General features: G+C 70.1%; 17 protein-coding genes. 10 read left to right on the top strand and 7 right to left on the bottom strand.

What is annotated here, in order from left to right; genetic code table 11:
- The first annotated feature begins 24 nt into the window (after positions 1-24).
- Positions 25-603, top strand: coding sequence for a pyridoxamine 5'-phosphate oxidase family protein (locus ABD056_RS11970; RefSeq protein WP_343866918.1), 579 nt, complete (start codon positions 25-27; stop codon positions 601-603).
- 13 nt (positions 604-616) lie between these two features.
- Here the strand turns inward: ABD056_RS11970 and ABD056_RS11965 are convergent, their stop codons facing one another.
- Positions 617-2,278, bottom strand: coding sequence for a TylF/MycF/NovP-related O-methyltransferase (locus tag ABD056_RS11965; protein WP_343866916.1), 1,662 nt, complete (start codon positions 2,276-2,278; stop codon positions 617-619).
- A gap of 76 nt (positions 2,279-2,354) precedes the next feature.
- On the opposite strand from ABD056_RS11965, the gene ABD056_RS11960 reads away from it, so the two are divergent.
- Positions 2,355-3,290 carry a class I SAM-dependent methyltransferase gene (locus ABD056_RS11960; protein WP_343866914.1) on the top strand — a complete coding sequence of 312 codons (936 nt, stop codon included), beginning with the start codon at positions 2,355-2,357 and terminating at the stop codon, positions 3,288-3,290.
- Here the strand turns inward: ABD056_RS11960 and ABD056_RS11955 are convergent.
- On the bottom strand, positions 3,251-4,117 hold the full coding sequence (locus tag ABD056_RS11955) for a class I SAM-dependent methyltransferase (RefSeq protein ID WP_343866913.1): 867 nt from the start codon (positions 4,115-4,117) through the stop codon (positions 3,251-3,253). The two genes, ABD056_RS11960 and ABD056_RS11955, sit on opposite strands and share 40 nt — an antisense overlap.
- Positions 4,114-9,444 (bottom strand): tetratricopeptide repeat protein, encoded by a 5,331-nt coding sequence (locus ABD056_RS11950; RefSeq protein ID WP_343866912.1) that lies wholly within the window; start codon positions 9,442-9,444, stop codon positions 4,114-4,116. Before ABD056_RS11950 ends, ABD056_RS11955 begins: the two co-directional genes overlap by 4 nt.
- A 477-nt stretch (positions 9,445-9,921) precedes the next feature.
- Between ABD056_RS11950 and ABD056_RS11945 the strand changes: the two genes are divergently transcribed.
- From ABD056_RS11945 to ABD056_RS11920, 6 genes are all read left to right on the top strand, one after another.
- Positions 9,922-11,256, top strand: coding sequence for a tetratricopeptide repeat protein (locus ABD056_RS11945; protein ID WP_343866911.1), 1,335 nt, complete (start codon positions 9,922-9,924; stop codon positions 11,254-11,256).
- A 154-nt stretch (positions 11,257-11,410) separates the two neighbouring features.
- A complete protein-coding gene (locus ABD056_RS11940) occupies positions 11,411-12,214 on the top strand; it encodes a FecR family protein (RefSeq protein WP_343866909.1) in 804 nt (267 codons plus the stop codon).
- Between the two features lie 29 nt (positions 12,215-12,243).
- Positions 12,244-13,281 (top strand): glycosyltransferase family 4 protein, encoded by a 1,038-nt coding sequence (locus tag ABD056_RS11935; protein WP_343866907.1) that lies wholly within the window; start codon positions 12,244-12,246, stop codon positions 13,279-13,281.
- Positions 13,282-13,327: 46 nt separating this feature from the next.
- On the top strand, positions 13,328-14,794 hold the full coding sequence (locus tag ABD056_RS11930; RefSeq protein WP_343866906.1) for a mannose-1-phosphate guanylyltransferase/mannose-6-phosphate isomerase: 1,467 nt from the start codon (positions 13,328-13,330) through the stop codon (positions 14,792-14,794).
- A gap of 32 nt (positions 14,795-14,826) precedes the next feature.
- Positions 14,827-15,861: a GDP-mannose 4,6-dehydratase gene (gene gmd, locus ABD056_RS11925; protein WP_425545035.1), complete on the top strand. Its 1,035-nt coding sequence runs from the start codon at positions 14,827-14,829 to the stop codon at positions 15,859-15,861.
- A gap of 22 nt (positions 15,862-15,883) precedes the next feature.
- A complete protein-coding gene (locus ABD056_RS11920; protein ID WP_343866905.1) occupies positions 15,884-16,801 on the top strand; it encodes a WcbI family polysaccharide biosynthesis putative acetyltransferase in 918 nt (305 codons plus the stop codon).
- Between the two features lie 90 nt (positions 16,802-16,891).
- Here the strand turns inward: ABD056_RS11920 and ABD056_RS11915 are convergent, their stop codons facing one another.
- Positions 16,892-17,683: an NAD(P)H-dependent oxidoreductase gene (locus ABD056_RS11915; protein ID WP_343866903.1), complete on the bottom strand. Its 792-nt coding sequence runs from the start codon at positions 17,681-17,683 to the stop codon at positions 16,892-16,894.
- Positions 17,684-17,778: 95 nt separating this feature from the next.
- Between ABD056_RS11915 and ABD056_RS11910 the strand changes: the two genes are divergently transcribed.
- The gene (locus tag ABD056_RS11910; protein WP_343866901.1) at positions 17,779-18,699 is read left to right on the top strand and encodes a LysR family transcriptional regulator; all 921 of its coding nucleotides are present in this window, start codon (positions 17,779-17,781) and stop codon (positions 18,697-18,699) included.
- Between the two features lie 14 nt (positions 18,700-18,713).
- Here ABD056_RS11910 and ABD056_RS11905 read toward each other — a convergent pair whose 3' ends face one another.
- The 3 genes from ABD056_RS11905 to ABD056_RS11895 are packed head-to-tail and all read right to left on the bottom strand — an operon-like array spanning position 18,714 to position 22,200.
- Entirely contained in the window at positions 18,714-19,919 is a 1,206-nt protein-coding gene (locus tag ABD056_RS11905; protein WP_343866900.1) for an FAD-dependent oxidoreductase, read from the bottom strand.
- On the bottom strand, positions 19,916-21,406 hold the full coding sequence (locus ABD056_RS11900; RefSeq protein ID WP_343866899.1) for a M81 family metallopeptidase: 1,491 nt from the start codon (positions 21,404-21,406) through the stop codon (positions 19,916-19,918). The genes ABD056_RS11905 and ABD056_RS11900 overlap by 4 nt, the downstream gene beginning before the upstream one ends.
- A 14-nt stretch (positions 21,407-21,420) precedes the next feature.
- Entirely contained in the window at positions 21,421-22,200 is a 780-nt protein-coding gene (locus ABD056_RS11895) for an IclR family transcriptional regulator (protein WP_343866898.1), read from the bottom strand.
- Between the two features lie 214 nt (positions 22,201-22,414).
- Between ABD056_RS11895 and ABD056_RS11890 the strand changes: the two genes are divergently transcribed.
- Positions 22,415-23,962, top strand: a complete 1,548-nt coding sequence (locus ABD056_RS11890) for an ABC transporter substrate-binding protein (RefSeq protein ID WP_343866896.1) — start codon at positions 22,415-22,417, stop codon at positions 23,960-23,962.
- Positions 23,963-24,038 lie beyond the last annotated feature (76 nt).

Genomic DNA, 24,038 nt, shown 5'->3' with positions numbered 1-24,038 from the left:
CCCCCTCCAGGGAGAGTACCCGCCATGGCACGAGCCTTCGCAGACATCACCTTCACCCCGAGCGTCAAGGCCGCCCAGGCCCGCTACGGCAGCCGCGCCGCCAACGAGGGGTTCGAGCGGGCAGCCAACCGCGCCGCCGTCCTCACCGCCCGCGAGGCGGACTTCATCGCCGCCCGCGACGGCTTCTATCAGGCGACCGTGAGCGAGACCGGCTGGCCCTACGTCCAGTTCCGCGGCGGCCCGCCGGGCTTCCTGAAGGTGCTGGACGACCGGACCATCGGCTATGCCGACTTCCGCGGCAACGTCCAGTACATCAGCACCGGCAATATCGAAGCCGACGGCCGCGTCTCCCTGATCCTCATGGACTATGCCAACCGCCGCCGCCTGAAGATCTGGGCGCGGGCGCGCATCGTGCACGAAGACGAGGATCCCGGCCTGCTCGCCCGGCTGGAGATCCCCACCTACCGCGCCCGCGTGGAGCGGGCGGTGGTGATGACGGTCGAAGCGCTGGACTGGAACTGCCCGCAGCACATCACGCCCCGCTTCACCGAGGCCGAATTCGCGGCCCGGATGGCGGCGGGGGAGGGGGACGCGGGCGGTTGAACCCGCACCGGCCTTACCGCCTGCCCACCACCGTATAGAGCGGAATCAACTCTCCCGCCGGGCCGCGCTTCTGGTGGTGGATGCTCACCTCGGTATAGGGGAAGCCCAGGCAGTGCAGGGCCTGCGTGAAGAACGTGGGGGTGAACGCCCACCATGTGTCGATGGTCGGCGCCTCCGGCCAGGGGATGAGGCGCATGACCGGCGCTTCGCCCAGGTTGCTGTCGAACAGCTCGGTCACGATCATCGTGTCCCGCACCCGCGCGGCCACGCTCTCCAGGATGGAGAACGGGTTGCGCGTGTGCAGCAGGATCGACCCGAGCAGGCCGATGTCGAAGTCGCCCACCGCCGGCGGGATCGCCTCGGGGACCGTCTCGATCAGGCGGACCTGCGAGCCGTACAGATGGTGCAGGTACCAGAAGGAGTTGCGGACGCCGGTGATCGTGTCGAAGAACTCGCGGCGCCAGGTGTCGACATCGAAGCCGTGGAGCGGGAAGGTGTCCCACAGCCGTTCCATCGTCGGCTCCACCGCCGTCACCGATGCCCCGGCGCGTTCCATGTGGAAGGACAGGAAACCGCTGGCCGGCCCGATTTCCAGGACGCTCCTGCCATCGAAGGGGACGTTGCCGAGGTAGGCATCCACCGTGTCGCGCAGATCCCACTCGCCGGGAATGTCGCCGTCGGGCGTGGTGATGGAGTGGTAGAAGATGCAGTCCTCGAACCGCGGGCTGGCCCTTCGGACTTCGGTGAACGCCGCTCCGCTGCCGGTGGTGGAAACGTGCAGGCGATCGCCCTCCTTGCGCCAGGCGGCGCCGGTCCAGTCGATGTGCTCCAGGGGGGTGTCGATGCCGCGCGCGGTGCGGAAATCCTCCACCGCCTGACGGCAGGGGGGCAGGGCGCCGTAATCGTCGACGATGATGAAGCCGCCGGGGCTCACCTTGTCGTAGAGGGCCTGCAGGGCGTCCATGGTCGACTCATAGAGGTCGCCGTCCAGGCGCAGCAGGGCGAGCCGGGTGACCGGGGCGGCGGGCAGGCTGTCCCTGAACCAGCCGGGCAGGAAGCGGACGTGATCGTCCAGCAGGTCATACCGTTCGAACAGGGCGCGCACCCTGGCTTCATCAATGGCCAGGATCGGGCAGTGCCGCTTGCTGAGGTCGTAGCCCACATCCTCCTTCACCGAGGGCCTGGGCAGCCCCTTGAAAGAGTCGGCCACCCACACGGTCCGGTCCCGCACGCCGTGGGCGGCCAGATGGGCGCGCATGAAGATGGTCGCGCCGCCCCGCCAGACGCCCGTTTCCATCACGTCGCCGGGGATGCCCTCGGCCAGGATGGTGTCGAGGCACTGGTGCAGATGATCCAGCCGCTTGCGCCCGATCATGGTGTGAACGTGTTCGGACAGGTTGCGCGGATCGTAGACCTGGCCGTCGGCCTCCGGCCACAGCACCATGTTACCGTCGTCACGCGCCTTTTCCAGGTGTGCCAGGATGTCCGGGCGATGGCGCCCGAGGTCGCGGATGATCTCCGGGTCGGGCTCGCTCCCCTGGCGCCGGCACAGCAGCAGGTAGTGCAGGATGCCTTCCAGTTCGAGGTAGAGGTCGTTGAGGAGCGACCGCTTGACCATGCGAAGGTATCGGTCCGCCACGCTGGCAGTGGAAGGCAGGTCGGGGAACAGCGACATAATGGTTGTTTCCAGGTTGGCGCGATGGTGTGGTAGCACGAGCGACTTGGAACTGCCACCAAGGGGATGCCTGGGAATGGCTGCGGCGATGATTGATCCTGCGACCCGCGAGACCGTCGATGCCGTGTGGGGCGACCCGGCGGCGTGGGAAGCGGCGGGGTGGCAGTGGACCCGCCTGCCCGCCATCAGCCGCATGATCAACCGTCAGGTCTCCGGCGACGAGGACGTCCTGCCGGAGGCATGGTTCTTCCGTCGGGTGGCGCAGGTCCGGCCGCTGCCGCTGGACCGGGTGCTCGTGCTGGCCTGCGGCGGCGGGGCGCTGGAACGCTCGCTCGTCTCGAACGGATGGGTCCGGTCGGTGGTGGCGGTCGACATGTCCGCGCGAGTGCTTGCGGTGGCGGAGGCTGCGGCCCGCGATGCCGGCCTGACCGGCCGCATCGACTACCGGCTGGGCGACATGAACGACCTGGACGTGGACGGGCCGTTCGATGCCGTCTTCGGGGTGTCGGCCGTGCATCACTGCGCCAATCTGAAAGGGTTGTTCGCCACCATCAACAAGGTCCTGGTTCCGGGCGGCTGGTTCTTCCTCAACGACTATGTCGGACCGACCCGCTTCCAGTGGTCGGATGCTGACGTGTTGCAGATCAACCGCCTGCTGCAGCTTCTGCCCGACCGCATGGCCGCCAACGCCGCCGGCTTCACGCGCCGGGGCTTCCAACGGGTGAGCGCCGAGGAAGTGGCGGCCTTCGACGTCACCGAAGCGGTCCGTTCCGCCGACATCCTGCGGGTGATGGCCGATCACCTGAAGGTCGAGGTCTGTCGCGGCTATGGCGGCAGCCTGCTTCATCTCGTGCTCGCCAACCTGGGCCAGAACTTCGATCCGGCGGCGAGCGGCGACCCGACGGGGCCCGAGTACCTTGATCTGCTCATCAGGGCGTCCGACCATCTGCGCGCCACCGGGCGAAGCCCCGACTACTTCGCCGCCGCCATCGCCCGCCAGGCCAGCACCTGATCGAGGGCGGCGGGACCGTTGCTGCTGAGGGCGAGCAGGCGCTCGCTGCCCGGACCGTAGGGCAGGGCGGCGTAAGCCGCCAGCACGCTGCCGAGGCGTTCCCGCAGCACGGTGGAGGAGGGATCGAGCGCCGTCACCAGGGTCAGCCCGGTGGGCGGCGCCGGGATGGTGAGCAGGCGGAGGTCGGGGCGGATCGCCCGCAGGCAGGGGATCAGCTTCCAGCCGTCGCCGGTATAGAAGCCGGTGTGCCGGGTGTCGGTGGCGGTGCCGGGGTTCAGCGGCCAGGTGTCGTGCAGGGCGATGACGCCGGTGGGCGCCATGTGTGCTTCGACGGCGATGAAATCCCGCAGCACCGCCTCGAAGCGGTGATCGCCGTCGATGAAGGCGAAGTCGATGGGGCCGGGCAGGCTTGCGGCGGCGCGGGCGTCGGCGAAGAACGCCTGGCTGGTCATGGCGACCACCCGCGTGCTGGCGGGCAGCGGACGGTCGGCGGGGATGCGCGGCGCCGGGTCGATGCCGACCGCCGTGGTGCCGCTGCCGGCCAGCCGCAGGGTGTCGCCGGCCTCGACGCCGATTTCCAGGTAGAGGGCGGGGCGCAGGGTATCGTGCAGGGTCTTCAGCCAGGCAAGGTAGTCCGGCCCCGGCCGTCGCGCCAGGGCGAGGCCGAGGTGAGCCTCGGGGATGTTCGGCTCGATCCGCAGGGCCTCCTCGTACCGCCGGCAGGCGAGGTCCATGCGCCCCTGCCGGAACGCCTGCCGGCCCTCCAGGAGCAGGCGGCGCAGCGGCAGGGGCCAGGGCTGTGTCAGCACCAGGTCGAGGTTGGTCACGGCACCGTCCGGCCGGCGAGCACCGCCTCGCGCAGGGTGCGGCCGAAGTGCTCCGGCGAATACTGCTGCCTCGCCCGCCCCAGGGCGGCATCGCGGATGCGGGTCCACAGGCCGGCGTCCTCGTGCAGGGCGGCCATGGCGCGGGCGAAGCCGGCAGCATCGCGGGCGGCCAGAATATCCACGCCCGACCGCCACCCCAACTGCCGCACCAGCAGGTCGGTCGCCACCACCGGGATGCCCGCGCAGGCCGCCTCGATCACCTTGAGCGGCACGCCGGCGGCAAAGCGGGTGGGGGCGATGAAGACGCGGGCGCGGTCATACCACGGGCCGAGGGCATCGGCCCGTCCGGCCAGCCGCACCTGATCGGAGGCCAGCGCCGCGATGCGCCCGGACCGGCACTCGCCGACGATGGTGACGGGGATGGCCCGCCCCAGGCGATCATTCAGCCGGGGCAGGATCTCCTCCGCCAGCCATACCAGACTGTCCTCGTTGGGAGTGCCGGGGGTGAGCGCGCCGACGAACAGGAAACCGTCGCGGTCGGTCACGGGCGGCGGGGCGGGGTGGCAGTCGAGGGCGTGGCTCAGGACGTGAACGCTTCGCGCGCCGCCGGCCGTGAACAGGCGGGCCTCGCGGTCGGACACCGCCAGCACGCATTCGGCTTCGGCGGCCAGGTCCAGTTCCTCCCGCAGGCGCCGCTTCGCTTCGGCGCGGGGAAGCGGGGCGCCCTTGATCGCCGCCTCGCCGATCTCGCGCAGGGCGAACAGCGCCTCGGCATCGTAGACCACCCGCATGTCGGCAAACAGGCCGGGACGACGGCGGCGGATTTCGGACACCAGCGCCATGTTGGGCGGGCGGCTGACCACCAGGATGTCATAGAGGCCGCGCCGCTGTTCCAGGAAGCCTTCCAGCGTCGTCGCGTGGTGGCCCAGCATGACCTCCACCTCCGCCGGCAGGGTGGCGTAGACCGCATCCCAGCTGGTTTCGGGCGTCCACAGCGGGAAGAAGGTGACATGGCACCCGGCCAGGGACTGCATCATGACGCGGGTGCGCGGGTTGCCGGCGCCGCCGGCCTGATGGGGCACGCCGTTGTCGATCACCAGCACCTTCGGCGCCGGCACCGCCGCCCAGCGATCATGCAGCGGACGCGCGGTGGCGGGGGAGGACCGGCCGCGCAGGTCGTCCTGGTGACGGGCGAGGAAGGGGAGGCGGTTGCGCCGCATCATGACGGCGGCCGCATCGGTGGTGAGGGCGCTGCCGCCTTCCACATGGGTCAGCAGCACGGCAGGATCGTAAACGACGCGGAAGCCGGCCCGCCGCACCCGCAGGCAGAGGTCGACATCCTCGTAATAGGCCGGCGCCAGGGCGGTGTCGAACCCGCCCAGCGCCTGCCACAGCGCCCGGGGGATGAGCAGGAAGGCGCCGGAGACGAAGTCGGCGTCGCGCACGAAGCGGAACTCCGGCTGGTCGGGATTGCGGCCGCGGCCGTAGCCGGCCGCCGAGCCATCGTTGAAGACGATGCAGCCGGCTTCCTGCAGCGTGCCGTCGACCAGCGCGATGCGCCCGCCGACGACGCCCACGGTCGGGTCGCCGTCCAGGCGCCGGACGGCGGCGGCCAGGGCGTCGCGGTGCAGGTAGGCATCGTTGTTCAGGAACAGGACATGGCGCCCGCGCGCCACCTCGGCGCCCTGGTTGGCCGCCAGCAGGAAGCCGACGTTCTCGTCGTTGCGCAGAATGGTGGCGCCGTCCACCCGCGCCAGAAGTGCCGCCGTGTCGTCCTGCGAGGCATTGTCGACGATGATGGTTTCGAACGCCACGCCCTGCTGGTCAGCCAGTGCGACAAGGGTCTGCAGGGTGAGCCCGGCCTGATTGTGCAGCACCAGGACCACCGACACGTCGGGCGCCGCCGCCGCAGGCAGCGGCAGCCGCCGCCCCCGCTCCAGCCATGCCGCAAGGCCGCGGCGGGCGAGGGACCGGCATTGGGATTTGAGGGTGTCGGCCTCCCGGATCTCCTGCCCGGCGTCCCGCAGGCGCAGCCACGCCTGTTCCAGCTGGGCGGTGACGCGGCGCGCGTCGAGCAGCGGCGAGGCGCGCAGGCGGTCGCGCAGCGTGTGGCGATGCCGCGCCAGGGCGGGGAGGTCGGCGGCCAGATCCCGGGCGATCTCGACGTAGCTCGCCGGGCTGTCGGCGACCCACTCGGCGCAGCCCGCCGCCGTCAGGATCGAGGCTCCCTGCCGCTCGGCGGCGAGGCCATCGCCGGCCAGGGTGACGACCGGCACCCCCATCCACAGGGCATCGGGCAGGCACAGGCCGCCATTGGCGGGGAAACTGTCGAGGGCGATGTCGATGTCGCGGTAGAACCGCAGGTGATCGCCGTAGGGGCGCTGGAAATGATAGTCGACGCGCCGGGCGTCGATGCCGCGGTCGGCCAGCAGGTGGGCGAAGCGGTGGCGGAACTCCTGGTCGCGGCCATGTCGGCCGAGCAGCTTCAGGCGCGAGCCCGGCACGGCATCGAGCAGGTCGGCCCAGGCTTCCAGGCAGCGCCGGCTGAGGCGGAAGCCCCGCACGGTGCAGCCGAAGGTGATGTGGCCGCGCCCGGCGGCGGGCAGGGGGGTGACCGGCGGGGCGGTGAGGGGCGGTGTCCAGCTCCACTGCCCGCCGTCCAGGCGCAGCAGGGGCTCCAGGCAGGGCTGGTCGGCGGCCTCGGGCAGGGTGGCGGCATCGGTGATCAGCAGGTCGAACAGGCCCGCCCCCGGCCCCCATCCCCCCAGCCAGCCGCACTGCAGCGGCGCGAGGCGGCGGCGCAGGGCTCTCAGGACCGTCGCCTGACCGTGGAACGGGTGCAGCCCCACGGTGTCGACCACCACATCAATGCCGTTGGCGGCGCAGGAGGCGGCGAGATCGGTGCCGGTCAGCGGATGGACCAGGACGCGGTTGCGCAGGTCGCCGGGCAATGCCTGCACATCGTCCGTATAGAGGTGCAGCGCCACCACGTCAGGGTCGTGCGCCGCCAGGATGCCGCTCAGCAGGGCATGATGATAATGCGACGCCAGATAGGCCACCTGCAGCCTCTGCCCCGGCGTGCCGGCGGCAAACCGGCCGGGCTTGCCGCGCCCGCAGGCCAGCCCGTGATCAAGGCCCCACTGCCGCAGCCGTCGTGCCGTTTCCCCCGGATCGGCCGCCGCGCCCGCCATGGTGCGGAGGTAGAGGCCGGCGATTTCGATGTCCAGGTCGCGCGGGAAGGCCGCCTGCGCCGCCTCGGCCAGCCGCAGAACCTCCTCCGCATTGCCGAAGCCGGCCAGCCATTCGAGCATTTCGAGCCAGACCGCCCGCCGCGTCTCGGCCGGAACCAGCCGCAGCAGGTCGGCGGCCGGCGCGTGCCCGGCGGCAAGGAGCCGCGCGGCGACCAGCGCGGCTTCGTGATGGCTGCGGTCGCGGTAGAGCAGGGCGGCGACGTGACCGGCGGCGACCTCCCAGGACGCGGCCGGATCGGTCTCCGTCAGGCCGCGGGTGAACAGCAGCCGGGCCAGCAGGGCCTCGCCGGTGAGCGGATCATCGCTGAGCGTCCGCGCGGTGCCGACGGCGGCAACGGCCTCGTCCAGGCGGCCTGACAGCCCCAGGATCTCCGCCCGTTCGAGCCAGCGGTCCGGCTGGTCGGGCGACAGTTCGCAGCCCTTCAGGGTGGCCATCAGCGCCTCGGGCAGGCGGTCGTCGGCGGCCAGCACCCAGGCCAGTTGCCCCGGCACGTCACTGCGCGAGGGGGCGAGCGCGTGGGCGCGGTGGAGGGCTTCCTCCGCCTCGGCCAGCCGCGCCTGCCGGTGCCGCAGGTGCCCCAGGCAGCGCCACGCCTCGGCCTCCTCGGGCGCGAGCATGACGGCCTGTTCGGCATGCCGCTCGGCGTGCTCCAGCCGTCCGGCCGCCTGATGCGCGAAGCTCGACATGATGTGGCCGGCCGGCTGTTCCGGCGCCAACTGCAGCAGGGCGTGGCAGAGGGAGGCGGCTTCTTGCAGGTCGCCGGCTTCCATGGCCAGCGCGGCCGAATGGCGCAGGGCGTCGGTATGCGAAGGGGCGAGGCGGCGGGCGCGGCGGGCCATCAGGCGCGCGCTCGGCAGGCGCCCCATCTGATGCAGCGCCACCGACAGAAAGACCCACAGGTCGGGGACGTCCGGGGTCTTGCGCAGCAGGGCGTGCAGGTGGCGCCGGGCCTCGCGGCCTTTGCGCCGGCCGATCAGGGCCCAGGCCAGCTGGCGCCGGGCGACCGGATGATCCGGCGCCTGATCGAGCACGCACTCCATCAGCCAGGCGGCGGCATCGGCCTCGCCCTGGTGAAGCAGCACCTGCGACCGCGCCACCACCGCCGGGATCAGCGACGGGTCGCACTCCTGCGCCTGGGTGAAGCAGTGCAGCGCCTCCGCCATGTCGGCGCGGTCGCGCGCCAGTTCACCCAGCAGGAGGTGCCCCTCGGCCCAGTCCGGCCAGCGCTCGACGATCTGTTGCGCCATCAGGCGGGCCTGATCGGTCGCCCCGCCGGCGCGCAGCAGGGTGGCGAGCGCCAGATGCAGGCCGCGATCCTCCGGCGCGAGGTCCAGACCGGCCTCGATCAGCGCCCGCGCTTCGTCGGGACGGCCGCCACGGCTGAGGGCGGTCGCCAGACGGCGGCGGGTGGCGTGGTCGTCGGGGAGGCCGGCGAAGGCGTGTTCCAGCAGGCGGATGGCGGCCTCATGCTCGCCTTTCTCCGACAGCAGGTGGCCCAACTGGGCGAGACGGTGCGGGCTTGGCGCCCGCCGTGCGGTGGCGTGGGCAAGGCTCAGCGCCTCGTCCAGCCGCCCGGAGTCGGCCAGCACCCAGGCCAGGGAGACGGCGGCTTCGTCCAGATCGGGCGCCAGGGCCAGCGCCCGCCGCAGCAACTGCTCCGCCTCGCCGAACCGGCCGCGGCGGCTCTGCACATGGGCGAGGTACCAGTGGGTCGTGGCGTGGTCGGGATGCCGCGCCAGGGTGTCCTGCAAGGTGGCGAGGGCCTGCTCCGCCCGCCCGGCTTCCCACTGCATCCAGCCGAGAGTCGCGCCGGACTCGGCCGAGGTATCGCGAGCGCCCCGGGCCTGTTCCGCCAGATCGACCGCCTCGTCGACATCGCCGGCAGCGTAAGCCCGCCACGCCAGGGCCAGCGCCGCTTCTTCGCAGCGATCATCGAAGGCCAGGGCGGCGCGATAGAACCGAGCCGCGGTCTCCGGGCGGTCGGCGGCAACCTCACGCGCAATCTGGCAAAGGCGGTCGCAGACCGCGGGGCACGGGTAGAGAGCCCTGCGAAGTTCGTACTCCGGCAACGGCAAGTCGCCATCCTGATCCGCGGCGTCGGAAAAGATGCCGTGGGCGAGGAGAGACAGGAAGGACGGCGTCTGCCCGGTGCTTTCCTCGACGAGATACCCGACCTCTGCCCACGATCCGCTCTTCAGGGCCGAAATAAGGTTATCAGGATATATCGCTGTCATTGCGGCTCTTATCGCTGGAAATGGGCCGGGGTTGTGCCGTCAGTAAATAAGGGTGTGGCGATATAGTCGTTTTTCGCAAAATAGTGCCTTTGAGCCATGCGTATCTGCGGGCATCCCTTTGCCGATATCGGCGCACATCTTGCTGACACACGAATGATATTGACGGACCCATAGGGAGGGGTCGATAACAAATTCCAAAGTGCGTAAACTTTTACCTTATGGCTGTCCCACCTCTCCAACGGTAGGACCGGCCATGGGTACCTCCGGGGGACAGAGATGTTGCGCTTGCGCCTGATGGCCACGGTTTTCGTGGGGGGAGTGTCTCTGTTCGCGGGGCACGCATCTGCTCAGCAGACGCCGACGCCCAACCTCGCCGCCCAGACCAACGATGCCTTCCGCGAGGTGCTGCGCGATCCCGGCAACCTCCAGGCCGGCCAGGCCTACGCCCGCCTGCTGGTGGAGGGCGGCAACTTCGAGGGCGGCATCGCGGCCCTGGAGCGTCTGCTGCTTGATCCCGCCGCTGATCCGAGCATCCGGGTCGAACTGGGGATCCTGTACTATCGCGTCGGCTCCTACGGCATGGCCGAAAGCTACCTGCGGGCGGCGCTGGCCGATCCGCGGCTGACCGGCCAGATCCGTACCGATGCGGAAAAGCTGCTGCGCGATGTGGCGGCACGCACCGCGCCCGGCGGCCAGTTCGCCGGTGCGGTCACGCTCGGCCTGCGGGGGCAGACAAACCCCACTGCCGCAACCCGCTCCGGCCGGCTGATGTCCAACGGCGTCAGCGTCCCGGTGCCCACCGTGCAGGAGAAGGAGGGCGACTTCGACGCCTTCCTCACCGCCAACCTCAATCACGAGTGGGATCTGGAGACCCAGAACAGCGCCACCCTGGTCTCCACCGGCAGCCTGTTCGCCAACCACTACCAGCACGCCGCGGACTACGACGCCGAGACGCCGAAGAACGGGCCGCAGGACCTGATGGCGGTCAGCGCCACCACCGGCATCCGCTTCCAGCCCGCCCCCATGGATGCGCCCGACCTGACGCTGCGCCCCTACGTCGGCGGGTCGGAGATCCTGCTGAACGGTCAGCAGTACGTGGCCGCAGCGGGCGGCGGTGTGGACGTGGATTATCGCTTCAACGGCGGCGCCACCCTTGTCGGCGCCACCTACGACATCCGCCGCACCTTCTTCGAAGACCGCAACGACATCGCCGAGTCCGGCTCGCAGAGCGGGTTCGAGCAGTATCTGCAGCTGCGCGCCACTCACGAAGTGGCGCCGCTGCAGGTGGTCTCCGCCGACCTGACGCTGCGCGACCACAACGCCGGCCGCGGCTACTTCGCCTATCAGAGCGTCGAAGGGCGGCTGGCCTACGCGGCGCGCTACACCAACCCCTTCGGCTGGGACAACCGCCTGTGGGGCAACAGCGTGTATGCCGGCCCGACCCTGCGCTACTACGACGGCCCCGATCCGTCGGTGGACCCCGGGGTCACGCGCGAAGATGTCGAATGGCGCATCGGTGCCACCCAGGCCATACCGCTCACGGACACCCTGTCTCTGATGCTGGCGGTGGAATACACCAATTCGGATTCGAATTTGCAGAACTACACCTATGAGAACTTCATGGGCCTTACCAGCATTGTCTGGAACTTTTGATCGTACTTGAATTTTTCACAGTCGGACCGGCTGACAGGGTGGAGTGAAGAGAATGGCACCGGCAGATTCCACTGACTGGATATTTGCGGCACTGGCATTGACGACAGCCGTCACCTCGACGGCGTCGGCGATGGAGGGGTCGCAGGCCGGTGTCGTGACAGGGGCCCTGGCCTCCACCCGCGCCGTCACCGGCGCCCCCACCGACACCACGGCGGTGGTGCTGGGTGATGCGGTGCGGGCCGGCGAGGAACTGCGCACCGGCCCCGACGGCGTCATCCACATCCTGTTCATGGACCAGTCGTCCATCACCCTCGGGCCGAACTCCGTCCTCGTGCTCGACACCTTCACCCATGACGAGGCCAGCCGGTCGGGCAAGATCGCCATGACCCTGCACGGCGGCAGCGTCCGTGTCGTCGGCGGCGCCAACAGCAAGGTCAACGAAACCGTGGTCCGCACCCCGGACGCCACGATCGGCATTCTCGGCGGCATTTCCATCGTCGAGACCGGCGGGCAGCAGACGTCCGCCACCTTCCTGTTCGGGCAGTCCATGCGCGTTTCCAACGGCAGCGGGTCGGAGACGGTCACCCGACCCGGCTTCTCCGTCTCCAGCACCTCCAATCAGGTCACCTCGCCGCAGCGGACCCCGCCGCAGCAGCTGTCGTCGCTCACGGGGCGGTTCGAGGCCGGTGGACCTTCGGCCGCTGGCGGTTCGGGTTCGACCGCGACACAGGTGCCGCCGCCGCCGCCCCCGCCCCCCAATCAGCTGATCTCCGTCAGTGACCGGCCGGGCGGTCAAAGCAGCCCGCCGACCTCCCTGGCGCCCGACCGCCTGAGCAGCCCGACCTCTGCCCTGGTCGGCGGCGCCATGGCGCGCAGCCGCCCCGACACCGTCTCGGCCCTGGATACGCCGCCGCCCGTCAACACCGTTCGCACGCAGCCGCCTGTCGTCACGTCCTGAGGGCGGGTGGAGCCGGCAGGTATGGTCTGATGCACATCCTTCTGTGTTCCTCCTACCCGCATCTTCCGGACACGAGGGGAGGGCTGCAGACCAGCACCGACGAGCTGTGTCTCGCGCTTCAGGACAAGGGCGTCCAGGTCACCGTGCTGTGCGGCGCCCTTGCCGGCCCCGACGGCAACGACGGCACGTCGGTGCGGCGGGACGTTTCCTTAGGCTATCCGGTCATCCGGGCGGCGGACCCGCTGGAGGCCCTGCCACTGGTCGCGGCCGCCCTTGACCCTGCGGCCATCATCGTGCAGAGCGGCTATTCCCTGGCCGCCATGCTGGCCGTCGCGCTGGAGACGGGGTGCCCGACGGCGGTCTACCTGCACAATATGGAATTGCACCGCATCGGCGGCACGCTGCCGCCCGATCCTGCCATCCTCTACATCGCCAACTCGCGCTTCACCGCCGAGCGCTGGCGGGCCCTGTTCGGGATCGCGCCGATCATCCTGCCGCCGGTGGTGCGCCCGGCCCGCTATCAGGTCGATCGCACGGGCGATCGGGTGCTGTTCGTCAACCCGGTGCCGGAGAAGGGCATCGAGCGTGTCGCCAGCCTTGCGGCCGCCAATCCCGACGTGCCGTTCCTCATCGCCGAGAGCTGGCAGATCGGCGACGAGTGGCGGGCATGGCTGCGCCAGCGGTTCGGGGGCATCGCCAATGTCGAATGGCGCCCCGCCACCGAAGACGTGCGCGAGCTGTTCGCCGACTCCCGCCTGCTGCTGATGCCGAGCGTGTGGGAGGAAGCCTATGGCCGCACGGTGATCGAGGCCCAGTTGAGCGGCCTGCCGGTGCTGGCCAGCAGCCGCGGCGCCCTTGTCGATACGGTCGGTGCGGGCGGGCTGGTGCTGGACGTTCATGCCTCGGTGCAGGAGTGGAGCCACGCCTTGCGGTCCTTGTGGGACGATGGTCCGGCGTGGCGGACCGCCTCGCAGGCGGCCGTGGCCCATGCCCGCGGCGAGGTCCGCAACGGCCTGCGGGCGCTTGACGATGTCCTCACCCGCCTGGCGCAGCATAGTGCCCGGTGACGCGCCTCCGCCGGCCGCGCCGGACCCACAGGGAGAGGGAAGAGCCATGAGCGAGAAGGGGATCGGGCGGATTACGCCGGTGATCCTGTCGGCGGGCTCGGGCAGTCGCCTGTGGCCGCTGTCGCGGGCGGGGTATCCGAAGCAGTTCCTGCCGCTGGCCGGCGACCTGACGCTGATACAGGAAACGGCGCTGCGGCTCGCCGATGATCGCTTTGCCGCGCCGCTGGTGATCTGCAACGAGGAGCATCGCTTCGTCGTCGCCGAGCAGCTGCGGGCGCAGTCCTGCCAGCCGGCGGAGATCATCCTGGAGCCGGTCGGGCGCAACACCGCCCCGGCCGCCGCCGTCGCGGCGCTGCGCCTGCTGGACGGACGGGACGACGCGCTCATGCTGGTGGTGCCGTCGGATCACGTCATCACCGACACCGCCGCCTTTCTCGCCGCCGTCGATCAGGCTGCCGGCGCGGCGGCACAGGGCCTGCTGGTGACCTTCGGCATCACGCCGGAGCGGGCGGAAACCGGATACGGCTACATCCGCGCCGGCGGCCCGCTGCCGGGCCTCGACGGGGTGCGGGCGGTCGACCGCTTCGTCGAAAAGCCGGACCTGGAGACGGCGGAAGGCTACCTCGCCGCGGGCGGCTACCACTGGAACAGCGGCATCTTCCTGTTCTCCGCCAGGGCCTACCTGGAGGACCTGGAGCGGGCGAACGCCGCCATCGTCGCCGCCTGCCGCCAGGCCATCGCCGCCAGCCGGCGCGACCTGACCTTCTGCCGCCTGGACGAGGATGCCTTCGCCGCCTCGCCGTCGGTTTCCATCGACCATGCGGTCATGGAGACGACGCGCAAGGCGGCCGTGGTGCCGGTGGACATGGGGTGGAGCGACCTCGGCGCGTGGTCGGCGCTGTGGGCCATGGCGCCCAAGGATGACCGCGGCAACGTGACGCGGGGCGACGTGATCCTGCACGACACGTCGAACGCCTATGTCCGCTCCGACCATGGCCTTGCGGCGGTCGCCGGCCTTGAGGACGTGGTGGTCGTCACCACCGACGATGCCGTGCTCGTTGCCCACCGCGACAAGGTGCAGGACGTGAAGACGCTCGTCGATCACCTGAAGGCCGAGGGCCGCACCGAGCACGTCCGGCACAGGATGGTGCATCGCCCGTGGGGCAACTATCGCACCATCGACCGCGGTGAGCGGTTCCAGGTGAAGCGCATCGTGGTGCAGCCGGGGGCGCGGCTGTCGCTGCAGATGCACCACCACCGCGCCGAACACTGGATCGTGGTGAGCGGGACGGCGCTGGTGACGCGCGGGGCAGGCTCCTTCCTGCTGACCGAGAACCAGTCGACCTACATTCCGGCCGGCGAGGCGCACCGCCTGGAGAACCCGGGAAAGCTGCCGCTGCACCTGATCGAGGTGCAGTCGGGAAGCTATCTCGGCGAGGACGACATCATCCGCTTCGAGGACGGCTACGGACGCAGCGGGCCGGCCGACACCGCCACCAAGGCGACCTTCTGAGACGCTGTCACGACAAGGCTGGGGATCATTCCGTGGTGAAGACTGCAATTGTTACCGGCGTGCTGGGCCAGGACGGTGCCTACCTTGCCAAGCTGCTGCTTGAAAAGGGCTACAAGGTCCACGGCGCCTATCGGCGCAGCGCTTCGGTCAACACCTGGCGCCTGCGGCACCTGGGGATCGAGCGCGATGTGGAGATGGTCCCGCTGGAGCTGCTGGAGTATTCGAACATCCAGCGCACGATCGAAAAGGTCAGGCCGGACGAGTTCTACAATCTGGCCGCCCAGAGCTTTGTCGGCATCTCGTTCGAACAGCCGCTGTTCACCGGCGAGGTGAACGGCATGGCAGTGGCGCGAATTCTTGAAGCGATCCACATGGTCAGCCCGGCCACCCGCTTCTACCAGGCCTCGACGTCGGAAATGTTCGGCAAGGTGCGGGAGCCGGTTCAGTCGGAAACGACGCCCTTCCATCCGCGCAGCCCCTATGGTGTCGCCAAGCTGTACGGCCACTGGATCACGGTCAACTACCGCGAATCCTTCGGGCTTCATGCCTCGTCGGACATCCTGTTCAACCACGAGAGCCCCTTGCGCGGCCGCGAGTTCGTGACCCGCAAGATCACCTCGACGCTGGCCGAGATCGCCCACGGGTCCGATCAGGTTCTTGAACTCGGCAACCTGGAGGCGGAACGCGACTGGGGCTTCGCCGGCGACTACGTCCGGGGAATGTGGCTGATGCTGCAGCAGGACGAGCCGGACGACTACGTGCTCGCCACGGGACGGAAGGCAACCGTGCGCTCCTTCGTGGAGGCGGCTGCGCGGGCCGTCGGCTTCGAGATCGCCTGGGAGGGCGAGGGGCTGGGCACCGTCGGGCGCGATGTCCGGTCCGGCCGCCCGCTGGTCAGGGTCAATTCGCAATTCCTCCGCCCGGCCGAAGTCGACGCCCTCATCGGCGACGCTTCCAGGGCAGGAGAACGTCTTGGCTGGAAGCCTGAGGTGACGCTGGAGCAGCTGGTGGAGATGATGGTCAGGTCGGACATGGACGCGCTGCGTCGCGGCCAGCCGCTGATGTAACAGCACCGGGACCGTCGACAGCATGATCCTGCATGGCAACCACGCCAGCGACGCCGATCTGGTGGTCCTGTACGGCAACTGCCAGACGCCGTTCCTGGCCCGCCTGCTGGCGGCGGCGCGCGGCGACAAGGGCTATCTCTGTGTCCTGAACCACGCCCCGCCGGGCCAGGAACCGGAAATGCCGACGGCGGACCAGATGCGGCGCTGCACGCTGTACCTGGAGCAGTACGACAGCCAGCCCGACATCGCCGCGTGGTCGCCCGTCGGCGATATCGAGCAGTACGGGCTGCCGTTGCGGACGCGGCTTCGCGCCTCCTGCCCGCCCGGCTGCCCGAAGATCGTCTTCCCCAGCTACGTGATGACCTGCCTGTGGCCCTTCGCCATGGTCGGGGACCCGCGCAATGTGCCGGAGCCCGGCTATGTGTGGGGTCGCTTTCCCTATGGCAACCGGGTGGCGCTGGAGGTGGTGGCCAGCGGCCTGACCGGCCCGGCCGCCCTGGCCGCCTATGCCAGGCGCGCCGCCGAGTGCATGCCGGACCCGCAGGCGACGCTGGACAAGGCCCGGCGCAAGCTGGAAAGGCGGGATGCCCACTGCGACGTGAAGATCGCCGACTATGTGTGGGCCAACTTCCGCGACCGGCACATGTTCATGAGCTATGCCCACGTCCGCGGCTATGCCATCGCCGAACTGGCCGCCCGTCTCTACGATGCCATCCATCCGCTGATCGGCGGCGACGGCGAGGCCGCCCGACAGAGGCTGCGGGCGGCGGCGGCCACCCTGCCGGACATGGACGGGCTGGAAGAGCCCATCGACCCCATGGTCGCCCGGCTGCTCGGCCTGACGTTCTACAAGCCGGACATGCGCTTCCGCTGGTTTGACCAGACCTGGACGTTTGAAGAGTACATGAGCCGCTACCTGGCCTATGACACGAGCTGGTAGGGGGTCGGGGCCGGCATGGCATTCCCCATCATGCCGTAGAGCATCCCCTGCCGCCTTCCCCCCAGGGCGGCGGGAGACAAGATACGGCCATCACCCCTCCGCCTCCGACCGGTGGAGGGCGAAGCCGGTGAGGCCGGGGCGTGCCAGGTCCTCCCGCAGTTCCAGCGTCGGGATCACATAGTCGCCGCCGTTCTGGCGGCGGAACGGGATGGGTGCGGTGGTGTGCAGCGACCGCATGCGGACCCGCAGCGCCTCCGCTACCGTGCCGAAGCCTTCGTCGTCCAGGCGGTCGACGCGGTAGGCGACGAAGGGGGGCAGCACGTCGTAGCCGGGATAGTGCAGGATGCCGTGATTGATCGGGAACAGCAGGTCGTCGATCGGCCCGTTGATGCCGCGCGGGGAGTAGTGCTCGGCCCAGCCGCCGGTCGTCACGATCAGCATGGCCCGCTTGCCGGCCAGCCGGCCGTCGCCGTAGCGGTCGCCCCAGCGACGGTCGCTGTGCTCGCCGACGCCGTAGCCGAAGCCGTAGGCATAAACGCGATCCACCCAGCCCTTGAGGATCGCCGGCATGGAAAACCACCACAGCGGAAACTGCAGGATCAAAACATCGGCCCAAAGCAGCTTTTCCTGCTCCGCCCTGACATCGTCGGTCAGGGCGCCTGCCGCGAACGCCTGGGCGGAGGCCGGGGCAACCTGCAGCCGGTGGTCCGGCGGCAGCGTCGGGAAGTCGGCCCGGTCGACCGTCGGCTTCCAGCCCATGGCATGGAGGTCGGACACCCGCACCGTGTCACCCTGAGCCCGCAGTTCCTCCACCGCGATGTCGCGGAGGGCGGTGTTCAACGACCGGGGTTCGGGATGGGCGAAGACGATCAGCACATTCATGGCAGCACCCGCTTGGTTCGAAAAAGGCTCGTCCAAGCTAGGCGCGGCGCGATTAATCCGGTATAGGGCTCCTATGCATAGGACTGTGCCGTAAAATGGATCAATCCGCTGTCAGCCTGGACCGCATGCGCAGCTTCGTTCGCGTCGCCGAACGGGGCAGCCTGTCGGCCGTGGCGCGGGAGATGAGCGTCGGCCAGTCGAGCATCACCCGCCACATCCGCGAGCTTGAGGCGGCGCTGGGGGTGGCGCTGTTCAGCCGCACCACCCGGCGCGTCACCCTGACGGAGGAAGGCAGCCGCTATTACCAGCGGGCGGTCCAGGTCCTGCGCCTGGTCGAGCAGGCCGGCGACGAGGCGCGCGCCGGCGGTGACGCGCCGGCCGGTCTGCTTCGCGTCTCCTGCACGGCGGCGCTGGGGGTGCGGCATGTCAGCCGGCTGATCTTCGCCTTTCAGGACCGCCATCCGGCCATCGCCGTCGACCTGAACCTGACCGACGAGCGCATCGACCTCGTGCGCGACGGGGTGGACGTCGCCATCCGCCTCGGCCCGCTCACCGACAGTTCCCTCAAGCTGCGGCCGCTGGGGCTGAGCCGGCGCCTGCTGGTCGCCGCGCCGGACCTCCTGGCGCGGCATGGGCCGCCCGTCGCCCCCGAAGACCTTGAGGGGCTGGACGGGCTGCGCATGTCGAACATCGCCGGCAGCGACACCCTGGACCTGCACGGACCGGCAGGGGAGCGCCGGGCAGTGACGCTGACCGGCCGCCTGCGCGTCGACCATGGCCTTGCCGCCCGCGAGGCGTTGCTGGCCGGCCGCTGCTTCGGCCCAGCTCACATGTGGCTGGTGGATGACCTGCTGGCGGACGGCCGCCTAGTGCCGGTCCTGCCGGACCATGTGCCGCCGCCGGTTCCCCTCAACATGCTGATCGTGCCGGAGCGGGCGGCCATCGCGCGGGTGCGGCTGCTGGTGGAGTTCCTGGCCGAGGCGGTGACGGGCATTCCGGGGATCGAGCGTCCCTAAGGCGAGGCCCCTGCCTACCCCAGCACCTCCACCACCCGTTCCGCCGAGGCGCAGGCGAGCGTCCAGCCCAGGTGGCCATGGCCGGTGTTGAGGATCAGCCCGTCCAGCCCCGAGCGGCCGAGCAGCGGGGCGGAGGAGGGCGTCATCGGCCGGGTGCGGGCGGCGAAGTCGGCGGTGGCGTGGTCGACGACGCCGGGGAACATCTGCTCCACACCCTCGGTCAGCATGGCGAAATCTTTCGCCGAGCCGGTCAGGCCGCGGCCGCCGAACTCGGCCTTGCAGGCGAGGCGCAGGCGGTCCCCCAGGCGACAGAAGGCGATGAAGCGGTCCTCGTTGGCGCCGCCCAGGGCGGGGGCGCCGGCGGCATCCTTGATGCGGTAGGTGACGGAATAGCCCTTCACCGGCAGGATCGGCACGTCCAGCCCGACGGCGGCGCCGATGTCGCGGCTCTGGCAGCCGAGCGACAGCACCACGGCATCGGCCTCGTGCCGGGCCTTGTCGGTGGTGGCGCCGGTGGCGCGGCCGGCGGTGACGGTCAGGCTGGTGACGCTCTCCCCCATGTGGAAGGTGACGCGGCCGCTGGCCCGGCACAGGTCGGCCAGCGCCTGGGTGAACCGTCGGCAGTCGCCGGTCTGGCAGTCGGGGGAGTAGACGGCGCCGGCGATGGGCGTGGCGCTGCGGGCGAAGGCCGGCTCCAGCTCCAGCACCGCCGGACGGTCGAGCTGGTGCAGCGTCCAGCCAAGATCGCGCAGGATGCCGAAGCCGGCATAGGCATGGCGCAGGCTCGCCTCCGTCTCATAGACGTAGAGCACGCCGCGGCGGGCGTGGTCGAAGGTGAGGCCGGTTTCGGCGATCAGTTCCTCCAGCAGGGCGAGCGACCGCCGCGCCAGGGTCAGCTTGGTCTCGCTGTTGGCGCGGTGGCGGGGACCGGGGCACTGGGCGAGGAAGCGGCCGTACCAGGCCAAGTCCGACGGCCGGGCGGTCGGCACCACCCGCACGCCCCACTCCGGGTGCATCAACGACTTGGCAAAGCGCACGGGTGCCCCCGGCGCCGCCCAGCTGAGGGCATCGCTCGGCGTCAGCAGGCCGGCGTTGGCATAGCTGGTTTCGCCGGCGGGTTGCGGCTGGCGGTCGACGACGGCGACGGTGTGGCCGGCGCGGGCCAGATACCAGGCGGTGGTGACGCCGACGACGCCGGCGCCGAGGACGAGAACCTTCATGGCCGGGCGGCCTCGACCGTGCCGGGAGCGCCGGGCGGGCGGCGGGTTTCGCTGCACAGGGCGCCGGCATCGACCACCAGGATCTCCGAGGCCAGCGGCGCGAAGGCGGCGCGGAAGTGCTGCATGGACTTCACCACCACCACATCCAGCGCCGCCGGGGCGATGCCGGCGTGGGTGAAGGTTTCGATCTCGGTACACTGCACGCGCTTGGAGCAGATCAGGATGTCGACGGCGCCGACGCGGAACACCACCGTGTCGCCGAAGTTCATCCGCACCCCCTTCCACCGGGGGCCGCCGCCGACGAAGGTGCCGTCGGTCTTGCGCACCACGGTGCCGGTGACGGTGAGCGGCGGGCCGAAGGCGGGGTCGATCTTGCCGCCGATGGCGAGGGTCGCCGTCTCCCCCTCCGGCACCGGCCACAGGGTGCGCACCGCCTCGGGGTCGTAGAGGGTGCCGTAGGCGCAGCGACCGATGTCGGCGGCCAGCACCGCCTCCAGCAGCCGGGTGGCATCGCCGTAGGCGCCGCCGCCGGGGTTGTCGGAATAATCGGCGACCACGATGGGGCCGTCGATGGGCGCCGCCCGGCGGGCCGCCACCCGCTCCATCGCCTCCTGCGGTGACAGGAAGGTGCAGGAGTTGTAGGCGCGGGTGTCCCAGATGTGGCGCACGAAGCGGTCGGCGATGGCGGCCTGGTCCGGCTGCTCGCCGTCGCAGGTCAGTACCACCGACGGCCCGGCCTCGGGCAGCACGGAATGGATGAAGCCGGCCTGCAGGCTGACGCACAGCACGCCGCCGTCGCCGCTCGCCTCCGCCGCGTCGGCCATGCGCAGGGCGGCGGTCATGGGGCCTTCGGCGGTGGTGCGGCCGTCGTCCAGGCCGGTCAGGGTGGGTGCGCGGGCGAGCATCAGGCGCGGGCTGATCTCGCGGCGCATGGCGCGGTGGAGCAGGCCGGCGGCGCGGCGGGCGGTTTCGGCCTGATCGATGTGGGGATAGGTGCGGTAGGCGCACAGGATGTCGGCGCCGCGGCACATTTCCGGCGTCACGTTGGCGTGCAGGTCGAGGGTGACGGCGATGGGCACGCCGGCGGGCACCACCTCGCGCAGGCGGGTGAGCAGGCGGCCTTCGGCATCGTCGTGGCCGGTGGTCGACATGGCGCCGTGCAGGAACAGCAGGATGCCGTCCAGCTGCCCGCGGGCGAGGGCGTCGCGGCAGGCATCCGCGATGATGCCGGCGCAGGTGTCGAAGGTATCTTCCTCCACCCGCCCGCCGGGGGTGGCCCAGGCGGCCAGCGGCGTGCGCACGGACCAGCCGAACTCGGCGGCGGCCTCGGCCAGACCGCTGAACTCGGTGCTGGTGGCGCCCAGGCGCGGCAGCACGGCGTCGTCGCGCAGGAAGATGCTGTCCTCGAAATTCCGGCGCGTCGTCGGGATGCGCGAGAACACGTTGGTCTCATGGCCGAACATGGCGGCCAGCACATGGAACGTCATCGCTTTTCCCCGTTCTAGAGTTTCGCCGCCGTGCAGGCGTAGGAGACCGACCGCGCCGTCTCGGTGACCACCGAGACCAGTTCCTCGCGCACGCGCTCCACCGACCAGTCGGGCATGTAGACGGGCATGCTGACCGCCGCCACGGCGACGCCGGCCTCGCCCATGACCGGGGCGGCGACGCCCAGTTCCTGCAGCATCAGCTGGTTGCTGGTGATGGTGTAGCCGTCCTGGCGAGCGGCGGCGACCTGCGCCCGGATGCGCTCCGGGTCGGTGGTGGTGTGGGGGGTGATGGCCGCCGGCTGCCACCGGGCCAGCACCGACTCCAGGTCCTCCGGCGGGCGGAAGGCCAGCATCACCAGCCCGGCGGCGGTGTTGAGCGCCGGCTGGCGGACGCCGATCAAGGTGGTGTCGTAGGCCTGGCGGGCGTGCGGGATGCGGGTCTTGTAAACGATGTGCACCCCGTCCAGCACGCTCAGGTTGACGGTGGTGTTGAAGGTGCGGGCGACCTCGATCAGGCGCGGCATGGCCAGTTCCACCAGCCGGTCCTGGATCAGGTAGGCGAAGGCCATCTCCAGCATCCGCATGCCGGGGCGGTAGCGCCGGGTGTCGTCGTCGCGCTCCAGGAATCCAAGCTTGTACAGCGTGTGGCACAGGCGCTGGGCGGCGCTTTTCTCCAGGTCCGCCCGCCGGGCGATGTCGCTGAGGCCGAGCGGCGTATGGGCGGTGCGGAACAGGTCGATGATGCGCATCCCCTTTTCCAGGGTGCCGACGAACAGCGGGTCCTTCTTGTCCATGGGCGGGACTTCCGATCCAGAGAAACGCCAGGCCGGAAACGGCCGTGCCGGTCGGCGGGCGTGCCACGCCGCCCAACCGGCTTGACAGGGTTCTGTATGCCATCCATCATAGTTTAATTCAAGGTATCATTATTCAATACAAAAGACACGCCTGACAATGAACAAGCGTGCGGTACCCCGGAGGCTTTTCCCGATCGTCACAGGGAGACACCCAATGAAATTTCCCACCCGTACCCCGGCCGTCGCGGCGCTTGCCGTCGCCGCCACCGCCGTTCTTGCCGTTCCCGCCGCCCAGGCGGGCAAGGCCGACAATTCGCTGGTGTGGGCGGCCGGTGCCGAAGTCACCGCCGTCGACCCGTTCTTCGACACCTCGCGCGAAGTCATCGTGCTGTCGCAGCACGTTCACGACGGGCTGGTCTACTGGGATCCGGCGACCGGCGACTATCAGCCGCTGCTGGCGACCGCCTACCGCTGGGTGGACAGCCGCACCCTGGAATTCGACCTGCGCCAGGGCGTGACCTTCCACGACGGCTCCACCTTCGGGCCGGAGGATGTGGTCTACACCATCAACTTCGGCGCCGATGAAGCCAACGGCGTCCTCAACTACGGCGACATCAAGTGGCTGAACCGGGCCGAGGTGGTGGACGAGGACACCGTCCGCATCCTGCTGGACGAGCCGTTTCCCTCGGCGCTCGCCTATCTGGCGCTGACGCTGCCGATCCTGCCGGAAGGCCACTATGACGCCGCCCCGGCCGGCGCCGATGGCAAGAAGCGCCATCAGGCGGTGCCGCCGGTCGGCACCGGGCCTTACAAGGTGACGTCGTTCAAGGCCGGCGACCATGTGGAGATGGTGGCCAACCCCGACTACTTCGCCGGCGGCCCCAAGGGCACGCCCGCCATCGAACGCCTCACCTTCCGCACCATCACCGACGACACCACCCAGGTGGCGGAGCTGATGACCGGCGGCGTCGACTGGATCTGGGGCATGTCCACCGATCAGGCGCAGATGCTCAAGCAGGCGCCCAACCTGACGGTGCTGAACGCGCCCACCATGCGCATCGCCTACCTGACCTTCGACATCCACGGCAGCGCCGGGTCGGACGCCTTCACCAAGCCGGAGGTGCGCCGCGCCTTCGCCCATGCGGTGAACCGCGAGAACATCGCCAGGAACCTGATGGGCGAGACCAGCCAGGTGATTTCGGTCGCCTGTCACCCGATCCAGTTCGGCTGCGCCACCACTGCCGCCGCCTACGACTACGATCCCGCCAAGGCCCGCGCCCTGCTGGCCGAGGCCGGCTATCCCGACGGCCTGAGCTTCGAGTTCTACGGCTACCGCGACCGCCAGGTGGCGGAGGCGATCACCAACGATCTCGCCCAGGTGGGCCTCAAGTCCGACCTGCGGTGGCTGAAGTACGCCGCCCTGCGCGACCTCATCCGCGAGGGCAAGGTGGGCGTCGCCAACATGAGCTGGGGCTCCAGCTCCATTCCCGACGTCTCGGCCATCACCAGCTACTTCTTCGGCGGCGGCCCGGACGATCCGGCCAAGGACCCCGAGGTCATGGCCATCATCGCCCGCGGCGACAGCGCCACCGACCCGGCGGAGCGGCGCGAGGCCTATGCCGAGGCGCTGGCGAAGATCGCCGAGGCCGCCTACTGGGTGCCGCTGTTCACCTACACCAAGAACTACGCCTTCTCGGCCGACCTGCAGTTCGCGCCGACGCCGGACGAACTGCCCCGGTTCTTCCGGGCCAGCTGGAAGTAATCCGGCGGGGGAGGGCGACCGTGCCGGACCGCCTTCCCCCTTTCCGGCTCCCTGCGGGAGCCTTCCCCCTTCCGGC

It is taken from the genome of Caenispirillum bisanense, from assembly GCF_039523075.1.
Taxonomy (GTDB): domain Bacteria; phylum Pseudomonadota; class Alphaproteobacteria; order Rhodospirillales; family Rhodospirillaceae; genus Caenispirillum; species Caenispirillum bisanense.
This window is presented reverse-complemented; position numbering and strand designations above follow the sequence as displayed.

Excerpts from the sequence above, each read along its gene's own strand:
- ABD056_RS11970 (WP_343866918.1), top strand. The coding sequence starts at position 25 with ATGGCACGAGCCTTCGCAGACATCACCTTCACCCCGAGCGTCAAGGCC.
- ABD056_RS11965 (WP_343866916.1), bottom strand. The coding sequence starts at position 2,278 with ATGTCGCTGTTCCCCGACCTGCCTTCCACTGCCAGCGTGGCGGACCGA.
- ABD056_RS11960 (WP_343866914.1), top strand. The coding sequence starts at position 2,355 with ATGGCTGCGGCGATGATTGATCCTGCGACCCGCGAGACCGTCGATGCC.
- ABD056_RS11935 (WP_343866907.1), top strand. The coding sequence starts at position 12,244 with ATGCACATCCTTCTGTGTTCCTCCTACCCGCATCTTCCGGACACGAGG.
- ABD056_RS11930 (WP_343866906.1), top strand. The coding sequence starts at position 13,328 with ATGAGCGAGAAGGGGATCGGGCGGATTACGCCGGTGATCCTGTCGGCG.
- ABD056_RS11920 (WP_343866905.1), top strand. The coding sequence starts at position 15,884 with ATGATCCTGCATGGCAACCACGCCAGCGACGCCGATCTGGTGGTCCTG.
- ABD056_RS11915 (WP_343866903.1), bottom strand. The coding sequence starts at position 17,683 with ATGAATGTGCTGATCGTCTTCGCCCATCCCGAACCCCGGTCGTTGAAC.
- ABD056_RS11910 (WP_343866901.1), top strand. The coding sequence starts at position 17,779 with ATGGATCAATCCGCTGTCAGCCTGGACCGCATGCGCAGCTTCGTTCGC.
- ABD056_RS11905 (WP_343866900.1), bottom strand. The coding sequence starts at position 19,919 with ATGAAGGTTCTCGTCCTCGGCGCCGGCGTCGTCGGCGTCACCACCGCC.
- ABD056_RS11900 (WP_343866899.1), bottom strand. The coding sequence starts at position 21,406 with ATGACGTTCCATGTGCTGGCCGCCATGTTCGGCCATGAGACCAACGTG.
- ABD056_RS11895 (WP_343866898.1), bottom strand. The coding sequence starts at position 22,200 with ATGGACAAGAAGGACCCGCTGTTCGTCGGCACCCTGGAAAAGGGGATG.
- ABD056_RS11890 (WP_343866896.1), top strand. The coding sequence starts at position 22,415 with ATGAAATTTCCCACCCGTACCCCGGCCGTCGCGGCGCTTGCCGTCGCC.